Annotated in this window: 13 protein-coding genes; 12 read left to right on the top strand and 1 reads right to left on the bottom strand. The window is 36.8% G+C overall.

The window, feature by feature from the left end; genetic code table 11:
• The first annotated feature begins 78 nt into the window (after positions 1 to 78).
• Genes ACFING_RS01515 through ACFING_RS01530 form a run of 4 tightly spaced genes read left to right on the top strand, consistent with a single transcriptional unit; the run spans position 79 to position 3,976 of the window.
• The gene (locus ACFING_RS01515) at positions 79 to 1,122 is read left to right on the top strand and encodes a hemin-degrading factor (protein ID WP_375620712.1); all 1,044 of its coding nucleotides are present in this window, start codon (positions 79 to 81) and stop codon (positions 1,120 to 1,122) included.
• Between the two features lie 18 nt (positions 1,123 to 1,140).
• Positions 1,141 to 2,043, top strand: a complete 903-nt coding sequence (locus tag ACFING_RS01520) for a hemin ABC transporter substrate-binding protein (RefSeq protein WP_375620711.1) — start codon at positions 1,141 to 1,143, stop codon at positions 2,041 to 2,043.
• Positions 2,044 to 2,048: 5 nt separating this feature from the next.
• Positions 2,049 to 3,146 (top strand): FecCD family ABC transporter permease, encoded by a 1,098-nt coding sequence (locus tag ACFING_RS01525; RefSeq protein ID WP_375612958.1) that lies wholly within the window; start codon positions 2,049 to 2,051, stop codon positions 3,144 to 3,146.
• Positions 3,143 to 3,976 carry a heme ABC transporter ATP-binding protein gene (locus ACFING_RS01530; protein ID WP_375629373.1) on the top strand — a complete coding sequence of 278 codons (834 nt, stop codon included), beginning with the start codon at positions 3,143 to 3,145 and terminating at the stop codon, positions 3,974 to 3,976. Before ACFING_RS01525 ends, ACFING_RS01530 begins: the two co-directional genes overlap by 4 nt.
• A 1,121-nt stretch (positions 3,977 to 5,097) precedes the next feature.
• Here ACFING_RS01530 and ACFING_RS01535 read toward each other — a convergent pair.
• Positions 5,098 to 6,072: a tail fiber protein gene (locus ACFING_RS01535; RefSeq protein ID WP_375611203.1), complete on the bottom strand. Its 975-nt coding sequence runs from the start codon at positions 6,070 to 6,072 to the stop codon at positions 5,098 to 5,100.
• Between the two features lie 1,864 nt (positions 6,073 to 7,936).
• Here ACFING_RS01535 and thiC point away from each other — a divergent pair.
• The 8 genes from thiC to pepN all read left to right on the top strand — a co-directional run bounded on the left by thiC (position 7,937) and on the right by pepN (position 17,038).
• On the top strand, positions 7,937 to 9,772 hold the full coding sequence (gene thiC, locus ACFING_RS01540; protein WP_375629376.1) for a phosphomethylpyrimidine synthase ThiC: 1,836 nt from the start codon (positions 7,937 to 7,939) through the stop codon (positions 9,770 to 9,772).
• Positions 9,769 to 10,719 carry an FAD-dependent oxidoreductase gene (locus ACFING_RS01545; RefSeq protein ID WP_375611201.1) on the top strand — a complete coding sequence of 317 codons (951 nt, stop codon included), beginning with the start codon at positions 9,769 to 9,771 and terminating at the stop codon, positions 10,717 to 10,719. The genes thiC and ACFING_RS01545 overlap by 4 nt, the downstream gene beginning before the upstream one ends.
• 3 nt (positions 10,720 to 10,722) lie before the next feature.
• The gene (thiS, locus tag ACFING_RS01550; RefSeq protein ID WP_273791115.1) at positions 10,723 to 10,920 is read left to right on the top strand and encodes a sulfur carrier protein ThiS; all 198 of its coding nucleotides are present in this window, start codon (positions 10,723 to 10,725) and stop codon (positions 10,918 to 10,920) included.
• Positions 10,921 to 10,924: 4 nt separating this feature from the next.
• Entirely contained in the window at positions 10,925 to 11,698 is a 774-nt protein-coding gene (locus ACFING_RS01555; RefSeq protein WP_375629378.1) for a thiazole synthase, read from the top strand.
• Positions 11,695 to 12,300, top strand: a complete 606-nt coding sequence (locus ACFING_RS01560) for a thiamine phosphate synthase (protein ID WP_375611199.1) — start codon at positions 11,695 to 11,697, stop codon at positions 12,298 to 12,300. The genes ACFING_RS01555 and ACFING_RS01560 overlap by 4 nt, the downstream gene beginning before the upstream one ends.
• Positions 12,291 to 13,049 carry a hydroxymethylpyrimidine/phosphomethylpyrimidine kinase gene (locus tag ACFING_RS01565; RefSeq protein WP_375629620.1) on the top strand — a complete coding sequence of 253 codons (759 nt, stop codon included), beginning with the start codon at positions 12,291 to 12,293 and terminating at the stop codon, positions 13,047 to 13,049. The genes ACFING_RS01560 and ACFING_RS01565 overlap by 10 nt, the downstream gene beginning before the upstream one ends.
• Positions 13,050 to 13,497: 448 nt before the next feature.
• Entirely contained in the window at positions 13,498 to 14,337 is an 840-nt protein-coding gene (locus ACFING_RS01570; RefSeq protein ID WP_375629380.1) for a uracil-DNA glycosylase family protein, read from the top strand.
• 73 nt (positions 14,338 to 14,410) lie between these two features.
• Entirely contained in the window at positions 14,411 to 17,038 is a 2,628-nt protein-coding gene (pepN, locus tag ACFING_RS01575) for an aminopeptidase N (protein ID WP_375629383.1), read from the top strand.
• Positions 17,039 to 17,171: the final 133 nt, after the last annotated feature.

A 17,171-nucleotide genomic window follows, 5' to 3' on the forward strand; every position in this document is an offset into this window, starting at 1 on the left:
TAAAAGAATTTAATTTATTGCCTTGGAATTGTAAAATTTGAAAGTTAGTTTTTGAGTTAAGTAACATAAGGTAAATTCATGGCACATACAGCTGAAATGATTCTTCGTTTGCGTGAAGAAAAAAAAGAAATGCGAAACCGCGATTTTGCGGTTTCGATTGGTATATCTGAAGCGGAGCTTATTGCGGCTTATTGTACCATTGGAAAAGCAAAAAGGCTACAAACTGATGTTGCTACTCTCTTGGAAAATGCACCTCGACTTGGAACCGTCATGGTCTTAACTCGCAATGAATATGCTGTTCACGAAATAACGGGACGCTTTGAAAAAATTGTTCAAAACGAACATATTCCTATCACACTTGGTGAAATTGATTTGCGTATTTTTACAAAACAATGGAAGTTCGGTTTTGAATATGATGTCGTTATTCTTGGAAAACCTACAAAAAGTCTGCAATTCTTTGATCAACATGGCGTTGCTATTTTAAAGGTCTATTCTAAAGATATGACAAATATGGAAGAGTGGAATAAACTTGTTGAAAAGCTCCTTCTTGAAGATCAGTCTCCTGTTCTTAACATTCTTCCCGTTTCTCTCCCAGCCCAATGTGACATAACAGAATTGGATATTGAGAGTTTTCGGGATCGTTGGCGGAAAATGACAGATGTACACCAACTTCACAAAATTATTTCCGAATTTAAAATTAATCGACATCATGCTGTAAAATATGTTGGTAATGAATTTGCCGATGAATTACAGGTAAATGCTGTTGAAATGATGCTTAACCAAGTCGCACAACAAGAACTGCCAATCATGTGTTTTGTTGGGAATAAAGGGTGTATTCAAATTTTTAGTGGGACTGTAAAAAATATTAAGCAAATGGGACCTTGGCTTAATGTTCTTGATCCAAGATTTGACCTTCATTTACTCACGTCTGGGATTGCTAGAGTATGGCATGTTCGCAAACCTACCCGTGATGGTTATGTCAGTTCACTTGAAGTTTTCGATAAAGATGATGAGATGGTTATTCAATTTTTTGGCGTACGCAAGGAGGGTCAAAAAGAACGTGAAGATTGGCGTTCTTTATTGAATAGTTTGCCATCATGCCAAGAAAACAGCAGTAACTAAGATAAGATAAGGTTAGACATGTTCATATCTCTTTTACATAGGTTATCAAACCTTTTTCTTACGTGTTTACTGCTCTCTCTTACTTGTTTTTCTAAACAAGTAATTGCTGAACCTGCAACGCGTTTTCCTGAAAATGCTCGAATTGTTTCTATCGGCGGAGCACTTACAGAAATTGTCTATGCATTGGGAGCCCAAGATCAACTTGTCGCCCGTGATAGTACAAGCGTCTACCCACAAGAAGCGCTCAAGCTTCCTGTGCTTGGATATATGCGTGCTCTTTCACCTGAGGGGGTTTTATCGCTTGCTCCAGAGGGTATATTGCTTGTTGAAGGAAGTGGTCCCGCTTCAACAATTGATATTCTCAAAAAAACATCAATACCTCTGGTGATCATACCAGAAGACTACTCCCGTGAAAATGTGATAGAAAAGATTCGCCTCGTTGGTCAAGCCATTCATCGGGAAGTGCAAGCCGCGGCGTTAATTGAGAAATTGAAGCGTAATTTTTTAGACAACGATGCGCTTTTGGCGAAAGTAACAACACCAAAGCGTGTTCTTTTTGTTTTCTCTGTGCAAAATGGACGCGTCATGGCATCTGGGACAGGTACTGCAGCTGATAGTATGATCAAACTTTCAGGCGCTATCAATGCTATCACCGATTATAAAGGATATAAACTTCTCAACGGCGAAGCATTATTGAAATCAGATCCTGATGTTATTTTGCTTATAAAACATGGTGCAAGATCAACCAGCATTGATAAGATTTTAGCCATACCGGCAGTTCAAGCAACAACTGCAGCGAAAAATCATGCCATAAAACAGATGGATGCTATGTATTTTTTGGGATTTGGTCCACGTACTGCAGACGCATCAAGAGAGCTTATTGAGATACTTTATGGTGCACATCAAAACGGTAAGAGCTGATAAAAATGGTAGACGGTACATCCAGGATGCATTTACCTAAAGAAAAAGAAGGTAAAAAAATAAACCGTTCAAAGCAGGGAAAAATTTTATTATTAAGCTTAATAATATTCCTTATTTTCAGTATTTTTGGTGGGCTCTTGAATGGTGCAGCAAAGGTTTCTTTCGTTGATCTCCTCCATGTGATACTTACACAAGATTTTTCGGTAAGTAGTAAAACGCGTGATTACCTCGTGCTCATCGACATAAGGCTTCCCCGTGTTATCTTGGGATTATTGATTGGAGCAGCCTTAGCTGTCTCCGGTGTTCTTATGCAAGGGCTTTTTCGTAATCCTCTTGCAGATCCCGGAATTGTAGGTGTATCAGCAGGTGCTGGACTTGGAGCAGTCTTAGCAATTGTTGTCGGCATTGCTTTTCCTGTTTCTTTTGCACCTTTTCTAGAGCCTTATAAAGTTATCATAGGTGCTTTTTTTGGTGGACTTTTATCAACGATTATTCTCTACATAATAGCAACGCATAACAGCTTTACCTCTATTGCAACCATGCTGCTTGCTGGTATTGCTCTTGGTGCATTAAGCAGTGCAGTTGTCGGAACATTGATTTTTGTCGCAAATGACCAACAACTGCGTGATATCACTTTTTGGAGTCTGGGCTCTCTTGCGGGCGCTACGTGGTTGAAAGTATGGCTCGTTCTCCCTTTTATCGTTATTGGTCTTCTTTTCTCTCCCTTTTTATCACGAGCACTTAATGCCCTTGCTCTTGGAGAAGCTGTTGCTGGCCATATTGGTTTCCATATTCAACGCGTCAAAAACATTGCTATTCCCCTTGTTGCTCTTATGTGCGGTAGTGCTGTTGCTGTCAGTGGTGGTATTGGTTTTATTGGTATTATTGTTCCTCATATTTTACGTCAACTCATAGGTCCTGATCATCGCTATCTCATTCCTTGCTCTGCTCTCTTGGGAGCAGCATTACTTATTTTTGCTGATATGTTTGCACGCTTAATTGTTGCCCCCGCAGAATTGCCGATTGGGATTGTAACAGCACTTTTTGGTGCACCTTTCTTTCTATGGATCCTTATATGCAAACGAGGAACAGACTTTTCATGATTGAAGCGACAAATATTTGTGTTCAGCGCGGAAAGAAGCAGATTCTTAAACACATTAATCTTCAAGCTAAAAGTGGTGCTTTTACCATTATTATTGGTCCTAATGGATCAGGAAAAAGTACTTTTATCAAAGCTCTGAGTGGTGAAATTCCTTACAGTGGAAAAATAACCTTAAATGGTTATAATGTATGCCAAACAAAAACTCATGTAATGGCAAAAATGCGCGCTGTACTACCACAATCAACAACGCTCGTATTTCCATTCTTAGTCCGTGAAGTTGTAGGGCTTGGCCTTTCTGTAAACCAATTTAGCATTGCCAAAGCCGAATTGCAAAATCTTATCCAGAAAGCTTTAGAGTGCGTTGACCTTTCTGATTATGGCAACCTGTATTATCACCAATTATCAGGTGGAGAACAAGCTAGAGTACAACTTGCCCGTGTACTTTGCCAAGTCTGGAAACCTGTTCATAATGGGATTCCTCGCTGGATGATATTAGATGAACCTATTGCTAGCCTCGATATTCAACATCAAATCATCGTTATGGATATTGCTAAACAATTTGCTCATTCTGGTGGCGGCGTTCTTGCTGTTCTTCATGACCTCAATCTCGCGGCACATTATGCAGATAACATGATCTTGCTCAAGGAAGGTGAGATTTATTGCGAAGGAAATGCAACTAATGTGTTGACAACACAAAATCTCCGCGATGTTTATCATTGTTCTTTAAACGTTTCTGAATTACCTAAAGAAGATATCCCTTTTATACTCCCTCAAACGACATCCTCCTATGAAATTAGATCTCTAGGCTATCGGCTTCAATCTAAAAACTAAAGTCCATAGCAAAATAAAACACGCAAATATTCAAGAATCTTTTTTATTTTCATATGAACTCCTTTTTGTCATCTGTCATTAAAAAAGAAGACCAATTACCCTAAAGATATTTTTGGAAAAAAACACCAGTTTAAAATCTTTTAAGATTTTACGTAACTAAAAACATGTGAAGTTTTGTTTTGTTATCAAACTGTTATATCATACAAATTTATACAACATAAACATGCGTTTTCCCACTCTTTCTATCACTTTTATCTTTATAAAAATGATTCAAGAAATACATATAAATGCCTTTGTTATAATAACGGGTGTATTATTATATCTTCTAAGGACCATATAGAAATCAAGTACCTTTCTCCCCTGCATAAAAGATTTATTTGTAGCTTTAATGGTAATGTTTTCTTTATAATACATATACTTTAGCTTATTTGTATAAATAAATATTGATTTACAATGATATTTTTACTTTTCTCTCTCTATTAAAAAATTGTTTATTGGCATATCACAAAGAATTAACCTATTGAATAAAAACTTTAAAATAAACTCAATAACGCTTTTTGTAAGCCCCCTAATGCAAAAACAATGCGGAATATAGGGATGAGGAGAGAGTATAGAAATAGCGTTTGTCTTCTGCTTCATAAGCATAATGATGATTCCACTCAAAGGGGAACTATCATTTACAGATAAAGCCTCCTACCATGGAATGCAAAGAAATGAAATCGACAACAAGGTGAGAAATATCTTTATAAGATGAATTAACTCATACAGGGGTATGCTATTTTTGCACAAAAAACGCTAAAAATATTGTACTTTTTTATGCCTCAGGTTGAATAATTTTATTACCTTCCCCTATCAAAACACCTTGTGAAAAAATATATCTCCAGATCTCTTCACGGCACAGTTTAAATGATTTTTACACATTTTCTCTATGTTATCATATAATTATAAAATAAATTATATCCTTAACTCTTTCTTTCAATCATTTTAAAATTGTTTTTTGACGCTCTCAAGTATTCTATTAACAATATAGATTTCCTTTTCATATGCATAGAAAATAACGCGGAATTGCTCCGCGTTAACAAAATTATCAAGGTGTATAGATTATTATTACTTAAACATACTCATGATTTTATAGCATAGACAACGGTTGTATTAACAGGGCGCGTTTCTGCCTCACCCGTATGGGAAAGAGTTACCTTGTGTGTATGTGCACCAGCAGAAGCTGTTCTCCCTTTCAGGGTTGCATTATAAGTATAATGATTCGGGAGTCTCCCAATATCACCAACGGGCCATCCTACCCCTTGATACTCAAAATTATGCGCATGCTCGCCTGCGTTTTCAATACTCCCAATATGCGTATGTGATTTTATGCTATCTTGTTGTTCATCTGCAAACTTTCTACCACCATCTAAACCCCGACCATTATCAAAGCCGCGTAAAAACATGCCTCTAAAATCGGGAACTTTAAAAGTTTTATTGCTGTCTTTTCCCCATTTATCACCTATTGCCTCGAATAACTGCGGATAATCTTCACGCTTATAGGCCTTACCATCACATAAAAGCCAACCATTTGGCACATTTTGCATAGCAAATGTTGCAATGAATCCAGAGGGGAAACTTTCTATCTTTGGTGGTGTAGGGTTTAATAAATACCAACCCTCATGCTCTTTTATTAAAACACCATTATTGTATACCATTTCATAAATGCCATCTGTTTGAAATTCTCCACCTTCTAATGGTATAACCCCCGTATCAGTGGCTTTATAGATAAGCTTTTCTCCTATATTATTAACAGTTATTGTTGTCACGCCAATATTTACACCACAAGCTTTAAAACGTATGACGATATCATTGTTGTATTTCTTTATAGGCGAAACTGTCTTTAAGGTAATTAATGTTGTTTTATCTTCCAAATTTACTATAAAGCTTGAATTAATAGATCCACCATTATCTGCAAGATATTCGCGCACACGCTGCATCATCGCCCTTGCACTATCATTAACAGAACTAGGCGGCTGTCCTTCTGCCCAATTAATGATACTATCTGAATAAGCATTTTCATCAGCCTTTAGAGACCAATCATAGATATTAGACATTTTAAATCCCCCATTATTTTCATAGTTTTTCTAACAACTTCTCGTTCTGTGCACTAAAATGTGCTGCCGCTGTTGATTGGTACATCATAACCACTGCACCATCCTTATTTACGCATTTTATCTCTCTTCACTCCTTCCAATTTTATAACCTAAATTCACCAGACGCTTTTCATAACATTAGTATTAATGCTTTCTCTTCTAATGTATAATGTAACCACCTCATCTGAGGTTACTTAATATCTTGTTTTGTTGCTTTGCTGTTGTTATATAATTATTTTTTCAATCTTGCATCTTGTTGCAAAATTTATAATACTTCCAAAATTTTTCTTATTATGGATTTCATATAACCATTACTGAATGTAATAACTTATCATCCACATAGAAAGTTTCTGACTTAAACATTATCTTTTTTTATTTTTTTCAATAGTTTAAATCTATCTCGTCGATATTTTATACCATATATTTTAAACAAAGAAATTCTGTCTTTTGGCTATCATTTGTATTAAAACTTTAAAAATTAGCTTCAAATTTTTTGCATGCTTCATTATGTTTTTATTCACATGCAGATACTTTGTTCTATTTTATTCAATTTATTCCTGAAATTGTGTTACAGGATTATCACCAATGTTTTTTTGAACAAGCTTTTGTTCAATCTAAATACATCATAGAGAATATATTCAATATGGCTATTCCCTCACGCTTTCATTGAACTGAAAATGAAATACTTTGAAATACTAAAGAAACACCTCACACCTTCACAAAATTTGAAGGTTGTATCCGATCCGGAAAAAATTAAAAAGCATAACCTAGCGCCCTCCCCCAATTTTTATGAACAATATCCTTGTTTTTTAAACGCCCCATAACCAACCTTTGCCCTCCCACACTTAGCATATCCCCCTCTATATATTATTATATGTATATTTTTTTTGCAAGAACAATAAATCATTCTAAATAACATCTTGCAATTATTGGTGTTCTTCTTAATTCAAGGCAATATTATTTTTATAATAAAGATTAGGTATTGTTTCTCGCTTTTATTTATCGCATTCTTAATGGGAACATCCCCCTCATGAAGAATAGAATGCCCCAAACAAAATATAATGATATTGCATATTACGCACTTTTTAAGAAATATTGCTCAAAATATACTCCTTTCATTTTACGACAGCGCACGTCAATGATACAATAGCAAGCCATTATAGATCATCAGCTTTAAGCTTTTGAAGATACAAGTGGAATCCATCATACATTTTGTTGGCTCCCACGTTTTGACAGCCTCACTCTTAGAATGTTCATTAAATGACATTTGGCTTCCTTTCTTCAAGTGCTTTGCCCCATACGCTCCCACTTATGACGTGCAAGGAAGTGTTTTTATACGAAAAGATATATGATGAGAGGATCTTATGGTATTCTGAGTTATTATTTTAATATGAAAAAAATCTCAATCAAAGCCATAAACTATCTACTTTTCCCTGATAAGCCGTTTTTAACTTTATTCTGGTTTATAAAAGCTTCAATATCATAGTTCATCACTTCATAATATCTATTTTCACTCTTAAAAACACACCAAAATCGTTTAAAATATATTTTTATGATTGACAATATAGATATTTAAGCCAACCATATTCGTATTAACAAAAATACTTCAAGTGGGAGGAGGCATGCAAATATTAGAATAGATATTGTATCAGTTTTTCAAAATAACTTTTCTTGAGCTGTATTGGGTTTTCTTTGCTACAAAGCAATACTATCCCTATTCATCTGAATGCTCGTGATTGATAATTTGAATACATCTCCATTAACATCGTAACTCCATTAACATCGCAACCTATTTTTGAACTCCGTGTCTATAAGGAAAAAGTTTGTGCAGAAAAATACTCCATCAATCAGTTGTAGCCCCTTTCCCGCTTCACGCAAAATTTATCAACAGAGCCTTCTCTTTTCTGATGTGCGCGTACCATTGCGTGAAATTTCACTGGCTGATGGCAGTGGTGAAAAACCTTTAAACGTCTACGATACTTCTGGCCCCTACACAGATAAAGATATGATCATTGATATTACAAAAGGCCTGCCAGCAATTAGTTTGCCTTGGCTCTCTAAGCGGGATGATACTGAAACTTATCCTGCACGATTAGTTAAACCTGAAGATAATGGATTGACTTCTGATAAAAACCTTACACCAGCCTTTAAGCAAAAACGTTCTATTTTACGAGCAAAAAATGGCAAAGCAATTACACAAATGGCTTACGCACGCGCAGGCATTATTACCGAAGAAATGGAATATGTGGCTATACGAGAAAATGAAGGATTAGCAGTAAAAGAACGGCAGAATGTACCATCAAATGAAACATTTGCTGGATCAATACCAGAAATTTATACTGCGGAATTTGTTCGCAATGAAATTGCTTGTGGACGCGCCATTATTCCACAAAACATTAATCATCCAGAGTGCGAACCCATGATTATTGGGCGTAATTTCCGTGTTAAAATTAATGCCAATATTGGCAATTCAGCAGTAACTTCATCTATGGAAGAAGAAGTTGATAAAATGGTTTGGGCCATTCGCTGGGGAGCAGATACAGTTATGGATCTTTCTACAGGTCGAAATATTCATAATATTCGTGAGTGGATTATTCGAAATTCTCCTGTGCCCATCGGGACTGTTCCTCTGTATCAAGCACTCGAAAAAGTACAGGGTATTGCCGAAAACTTAACATGGGATATTTTCCGTGACACCCTTATAGAGCAAGCAGAACAGGGCGTTGATTATTTTACCATTCATGCTGGTTTAAGGTTACCTTTTATTCCAATGACCATTGATCGTGTAACAGGTATTGTTTCACGAGGCGGTTCCATTATGGCAAAATGGTGTCTCCATCATCACAAAGAAAGCTTTCTCTACAAACATTTTGATGAAATTTGTGATATTGCAAGAACATATGATATCTCTCTTTCCTTAGGAGATGGATTACGCCCTGGCTCTATTGCCGATGCCAATGATGAAGCACAATTTGCCGAACTTAAAACTTTAGGAGAATTAACAAAAATTGCTTGGGAAAAAAATGTACAGGTTATGATTGAAGGACCAGGACATGTCCCAATGCACAAAATTAAAGAAAATATGGAGCAACAATTAGATCTTTGTCATGAGGCGCCTTTTTATACTTTGGGACCTCTTACAACGGATATTGCTCCTGGTTATGACCATATTACATCAGCAATTGGTGCCGCTATGATTGGATGGTTTGGAACTGCTATGTTGTGTTATGTAACACCTAAAGAACACCTAGGACTCCCCGATAGGAATGACGTAAAAACTGGTGTGATCACTTATAAAATTGCTGCTCATGCCGCTGACCTTGCTAAAGGTTTACCTAGAGCACAATTGCGCGATAATGCTCTTTCGCGTGCACGATTTGATTTTAGATGGCATGATCAATTTAACCTTTCTCTTGATCCAGAAACAGCCTGTGCCTTTCACGATGAGACAATGCCTAAAGAAGCCCATAAATTAGTGCATTTTTGTTCCATGTGTGGACCAAAATTCTGTTCTATGCGTATTTCCCATGATATTCGTGAGGCAGCTGCAATAAGAAAAACAAAAGGGGAAGGTATGATCGCCATGGCCGAAAAATATCAGAAAAATGGTGACCTTTATATGGAAATTGTTCCTCCTCAAAAAAAGAAAGTAAATAGTTGAAGAACATTCTTATCAAAGGTGCAGGTGTAGGCGGCTTAACAGCTGCCTTTATGTTACAGCAAAAAGGTGCTTCTGTTACTGTATCAGCCCCCCCTCATTCACCTATAGGAAGTGCTAGTTGGTATGCAGGAGGAATGCTCGCACCTTACTGTGAAAGGGAAAGTGCAGAACAAATTGTTGAAGATCTTGGTGTACAAGCTATACAATGGTGGCGTAAAACGCTCCCCAACCTTGTCATACAAAAAGGCACTTTAGTGGTTGCACCTACACGAGATAGAGGAGAGCTTGAACGATTTTCTGTACGTACGCATAATCACAAAACCGTAGATAATACAGAAATAGCTCATCTTGAACCAGATCTTGCTGAACGTTTTAACTGTGCACTCTTTTATGAAAATGAAGCCCATATTGATCCTCGCAAAGCACTTATGGCTTTAAAAGAAAAGCTTCTCAACAATGGAGCCTGTTTTGTTGATGTAGAGAAGGCTGAAAAAAAATTTGATATTGTTATTGATGCGACAGGAATAGCACGTTTAGGAAAAGATAAAAATATACGGGGCGTACGCGGTGAAATGCTTCTCGTGCGCTGCACCGATATTAAAATTTCGCGTCCAATTCGTCTTCTTCACCCACGGTTTCCTCTTTACATTGTACCTCGACAAGATAATATTTTTATGATTGGTGCAACGATGATTGAAAGTGACTTTGATGGTGCAATCTCTGTAAGATCAATGATGGAACTGCTCAACGCGGCTTATACTTTACATCCTGCTTTTGCTGAAGCAGAAATTATTGAATCTGGCGTTGGTGTTCGTCCATGTTATCCTAATAACTTCCCTTCTGTGCATAAAGATGGTAACTTTATTTCTATTAATGGATTTTATAGACATGGTTTTCTGTTGTCTCCAGAAATGGCAAAACGAGCAATGGAATTGGCATTGGAATAAAACATGCAAATATTTGTTAATGGTGAAACAGTCCAAACAGAAGTTATGACTCTCGGTCTCTTGCTTGAAGAATTGGGGTATGAAGGAAATTGGCTTGCAACTGCTGTTAACGCTGAAGTTGTTCCCATAGATGCACGAAGCCAATTTGTCTTGCATGAAGGAGATAAAATTGAAATTTTAAGCCCAATGCAAGGAGGCTAAAATTATGCTGAATCTTTATGGACGACAATTCTCTTCCCGTCTTCTATTAGGTACAGCGCAATATCCTTCACCAGCAATCCTTCGTGATGCTATTCATAAATCGAATACGGAAATTGTAACTGTTTCCTTGCGCCGTGAAACTGCAGGTGGAAAACAAGGTGGACAATTTTGGAAATTTCTTCAAGAACTTGGGGTAACAGTGCTTCCTAATACTGCTGGTTGTTATACTGTTAAAGAGGCCGTAACCACAGCCCAATTAGCAAGAGATCTTTTTAAAACGGCTTGGATTAAACTCGAAATTATCGGTAATTCAGATACCTTACAGCCAAATATTTTTTCCTTAATCGAAGCTGCTCAAATTTTAAACAATGAAGGTTTCAAAATTTTTGCCTATACAACGGATGATCTCATTGTTGCTGAAAAACTTTTTGACATTGGTTGCCGTGTTATTATGCCTTGGTGTGCTCCTATTGGTTCTGCCAAAGGACCTCATAATACTGATGGATTGCGTTCTATCCGTGCTTACCTTCCTGATGCTACTCTTGTTATTGATGCCGGCATTGGACGCCCATCACATGCCGCCATTGCGATGGAACTCGGTTATGATGCAGTACTGCTTAATACCGCAGTTGCTAAAGCAGGTGATCCTGTCTTAATGGCTGAAGCATTTTCTAAAGCTGTTCAAGCAGGACGTATGGGATATAAAGCTGGCATGATCGAAGCACGCAATGTAGCAGTCCCTTCAACACCAATCATTGGAAAAGCGGTATTTTCATGAAACTGGATCCATTTTACCTCATCGTTGATAACGCTGATTGGATTGAACGTTTGCTTCCTCTTGGTATCAAGCTCGTACAATTGCGTATGAAACATGAAAATCAACAAATAATCCGTCAACATATTAAGCGTGCAAAAAACATATGCAATAAATTGGGAGCACAATTAATTATTAATGATCATTGGGAAATAGCAATTGATGAAAAGTGTAATTTTATTCATCTGGGACAAGAAGACCTAAGCAATGCTGATCTTCACGCAATTCGTAAAAGTGGTATAAAAGTTGGTCTTAGTACACATGATGAACATGAATTGGATATCGCACTCTCTGCTAATCCTGAGTATATTGCACTTGGTCCTATTTATCCGACAATCTTAAAAAAAATGAAATGGATGCCGCAAGGACTAGAAAAAATCAAACAATGGAGAAAGCGGATTGGTGCTTTACCTTTGGTGGGTATTGGTGGTTTAACACCAGAACGCGCAGTGGGTGTTTTAAAAGCAGGAGCAAATAGTGCTGCTGTTGTGACTGATATTATCCTCCATAAAAAACCAGAAGAGCGTGTACAGCAGTGGATAAAAGTGACACAAACATGGCGTTGATACCTTCTATTCTTATTGTTGCGGGCACTGATCCAACAGGAGGTGCTGGTATTGTTCGTGATATAGAAACCTCTGCACATTTTCAAATAAAAGCAAATTTAGCAATTACTTGTGTTAACGTACAAGATGATAATCGCGTTGTCGAAATCATTCCAATGCGTGGAGACCTCGTCGCTGCGCAAATGCGTGCTGCCCTAGAAGCAAATCCAATAAGCGCAATAAAAATCGGTATGACGGGGACAAAAGCAATTATAGCAGCAATCTGTAACGTACTCAAAGACTATCCCCATGTTCCAGTTATTTTGGACCCTGTACTTGTCGCTTCATCAGGAGGAAAACTAATAACGGAAACAATCATCGACACGATGATCGATAAACTGCTTCCTCATGTTGATCTTTTAACACCGAATAGAGAAGAACTCGCTCTTCTTAGCAAAAGTCCATTGGCATCTCATGATAAGCAAGCAATACAACAAGCAAAAAAACTTTTGTCATTGGGAGCTCGCTCTATTTTAGTAAAAGGGGGACATGCAGAGGGGCCTCTTGCAATTGATAGCTTCATTGACAAAACTGAAGTCATAAATATCTCTACTCCACGTTTAAAAGGAACAATGCGAGGAACAGGTTGCATTCTCTCAAGCGCTATTGCAGCGCATTTAGCATTAAATGAACCTCTCATTTCAGCTGTAAAAAAAGCAAAAGCATATATCCACACATTGCTTTTAACCCATTGTAAAAATATTTTATAACGTCTTAGTATTTTCTCATATAAAAGTAATATTTATATATTTAAATTAATATATTTAATATTTTTTAATAAAAGTTATTAAAAAATATAATAATATGAAATTTATAATTAATTTTATAAATAAAATACTACAAAATTCACTTTAATTAAGTATTAAATATAGAATATAATGATAAAAATATTATAACACCACTTGCATTTAGTAAAAAAATTCTTTTAGTATGAGTGAGTTTATTCTGTTTAAAAATTTGAAATAACGCAATTTAAACAAATTATACATTTAAAGATGCACATAATCGCGAACATTCGCATTTTACGATTTGCCTTTTTTGTGAAAAGAGAGAATCCTATCAACGTTCTTATACATTAATGGCTAGCGAATACATTTAATAAAACTTGAAGGATAATTTTGTTTGATCTATAATCGCTAGATCATTAGAAAAAATAAAATGTTAAATCAAACGCCGTGCTCAATTTCCTATGAAGAACTCTTAAACTTTTATAAAGAAAGTGGTGCGGATGCCGTTCTGACAGATGTTCCTATTGATCGTTTTAAGCAGTCTGCTTGTTCAGAGAGAAAATTAATATCTGTCGTGAACATTTCTCATAATCAACAAGCATCTCCCAAAACATCTCCAACCGTAAAATTAGATCATCATCAGCTGCATAACTCTAGGACTATACAAAATGAATCCACAGCTATAGAGAGTGCAAAAAATGCAAAGACACTTGATGAATTAAAATCTGCTCTCCTTGCATTTAATGGCTGTTCATTAAAATTGACAGCAAAAAATACCTGTTTTTCAGATGGAACAGCAGGAAGCCCCCTGATGCTTATAGGCGAAGCACCAGGACGAGACGAGGATATACAAGGAATTCCTTTTGTGGGAAAAGCTGGGATGTTGCTTAATAAAATCCTCGCATCAATTGGCTTAACAAGAAATAATGTTTACATTGCCAACACTATTCCTTGGCGTCCGCCAGGAAATCGTACACCAACACCAAGAGAAGTTGCCTTGTGCCGCCCTTTTATTGAACGACACATTTATTTAGCGCGTCCTCGTGTTCTTATAGCACTAGGAGGCGTTGCTGCACAGTTTCTTACTGGATCTCAAAATGGGATTATCCGAACAAGAGGGAAATGGCATATCTATGAAAGCGAGGATAATATAAAAATACCTGTTATGCCAACTTTCCACCCAGCTTACCTTCTTAGAACCCCTAGTCAAAAGAAGCTTACATGGATAGACTTCTTAGAAGTAAAAAATCGCCTCGACAGCCTTTTGTAATTCTTTAATCCTATATTGCTTCTAAAATTAACACACCCTTCTTTAACTCTTAAAATACAAATGGGAAAAAACTATGAAACAGCCAATAACATCTATTTATCGTTTGGAAGACTACCAACCAACCCCTTACGTTATCCCTAAAACACAACTTTCTTTCCAATTAGCACCGACAAAAACCTATGTTACAGCCATATTGTCTATTGAATCCCGTCACGATACAAAAGAATTAACACCTCTTGTTCTTTCTGGTGATGATCTTACTTTAATTTCCGTTTCTATTAATGATGAGATATTAGCCCCAAACACTTATAAAGTGACGCCTTCACGTTTAGAAATTACAACGCCACCAACGGTTCCTTTTACATTGAAATTGGTTACGGAACTGAATCCTGAAAGCAACCGCCAACTTATGGGGCTTTATCTTTCAAATGGTGTTTATTGCTCACAATGCGAATCGGAAGGTTTTCGTCGTATTACTTATTTTTACGACCGCCCAGATGTTCTTTCTACCTATAGAGTGAAAATTGAAGCAGATACCCAAACAATCCCAATCTTGCTTTCAAATGGTAATCTGGTGGAAACAGGAACTTTAGAAAATAATCGCCATTTTGCCATTTGGGAAGATCCTTATCCCAAACCATCGTATCTCTTTGCTTTAGTAGGTGGAGATCTTGATAAGTTAGAAGACCATTTTACAACTGTATCTGGACGACGTATTGAGCTTGGTATCTATGTAGAAAAAGGAAAAACCGAACGCGCAACCTATGCAATGGATGCTCTTAAACGTTCCATGCATTGGGATGAACAATGTTTTGGGCGCGAATATGATCTTGATGTTTTCAATATTGTTGCTGTTTCCGACTTTAATATGGGAGCAATGGAAAACAAAGGCCTTAACGTTTTTAATGATAAATATGTTCTTGTCGATCCTGAAACAGCAACCGATCAGGATTATAGAAATGTTGAACGTGTCATTGCACATGAATATTTCCATAATTGGAGCGGTAATCGTGTTACCTGTCGCGATTGGTTTCAACTCTGTTTAAAAGAAGGATTCACTGTTTATCGTGATCAGGAATTTTCATCAGATCAAAATGTACGCAGCCTACAGCGAATTGAAAATGTAAAAGCATTAAAAGCGACGCAATTTGCAGAAGATGCAGGACCTCTTGCGCATCCTGTGCGTCCTCGTCAATATAGCCAAATTAATAATTTTTACACAACAACTGTTTATGAAAAAGGTGCTGAAGTTGTTCGCATGATACGGACTATTTTAGGTCCTACTCTTTTTCGTAAAGGCACTGATCTTTATTTTCAACGTCATGATGGACAAGCTTGTACAATTGAAGATTTTATTACCTGTTTTGCTGAAGTGTCTGGTCAAGACTTCTCCCAATTCATGCTATGGTATGAACAGGCAGGAACACCCAATGTAGAAATCGATAGTCATTATAGCGATGGTGTTTTAACAATTCATGCAAAGCAACATATTCCCGCAACCCCACAACAAAATACAAAAAAGCCTATGCTTATCCCTATCGTATTTGGCTTGTTAGGACCTAACGGAAAAAACCTCACCTATGAAGCGGATACAGATATTCAATCAGATGTTATGCTTTTATCCAAGGAAAGCCAAACGTTTACATTAAAAGGACTGCGTGAAAAACCCGTTTTATCACTGCTGCGAGACTTCTCAGCACCAATTATTCTACACACGCCATTTAATGAAAATGAACTTATTTTTCTTGCACAACATGATGACAATCACCTTAATCGCTGGCAATCTCTTAATCATTTAATGACGCAAGCTTTGCTTCAAAGCATTCAAGATAAAACACAAGAAAAAGCAACTCTCCCTTCTGCTTTGCTAAAGCTGATTGAAACAATCATAACAGATGAAACCTTAGAGCCTGAATTTCGTGCCTTCTGTTTAAATTTACCTAGTGAAGTTGAGCTTGCTCATACAATCGGTAAAAATATTGATCCAGATCGTATTCATTACGTGCGCAATCAGTTTCTCGCTTCACTTGCACAAACACATCAAAAACTCTTAACAAAATTTTATGAACAAATGCAAACCCAAGAACCCTATTCACCAGACACTGTACAAGCCGGAAAGCGAGCATTAAAGAATATCATACTGGATTACCTTTCCATTGCTGAAGCCAATCCAAATCGAGCTGCTATACAATATGCAACAGCTGATAATATGACTGACCGTATGGCCAGCATCGCTGTTCTCGTGAAGCGTTTTAATGAAAATGAGCAGGCACAAAATGCCTTAAATGATTTTGAAAACCGCTATCGACATGACCCTTTGGTTATGGATAAATGGTTTTCTATTCAAGCAATGGTTGCTGGCACATCAACACTCGAAAATGTTCAAAAGCTCATGCAACACCCGCTATTTTCAAAGGATAATCCTAATCGTGTACGATCTCTGATCGGTGTCTTTGCCTCTAACAACCTAACAGGATTTAACAGAGTTGATGGTGCCTCCTATGATTTTCTTTGCCAAATCATTTTAGAAATTGACAAAAAAAATCCACAGCTTGCTTCACGATTATTAACAACTTTGCGCTCTTGGCGACAATTAGAATCTATTCGGCAACAAAAACTTGAAATGGCATTAAAAACGATTGCTGCCGCGCCAAAATTATCAAGCGATGTTTCTGATATCATCAATCGTCTACTCACTTGAAACAAAAAAATTATTTTAAATCAATATGCTATAATATTTTTTAAAATAAATTCTATAAACTATTCGATCATCATTAAATCTATAAACAGGCAATCTAAGCCTGTTTATAGATCACGTTTAAAGTACTTTTTTC

The sequence above is a fragment of the Bartonella sp. AP150HLJHH genome (assembly GCF_042196385.1).
Lineage (GTDB): Bacteria > Pseudomonadota > Alphaproteobacteria > Rhizobiales > Rhizobiaceae > Bartonella.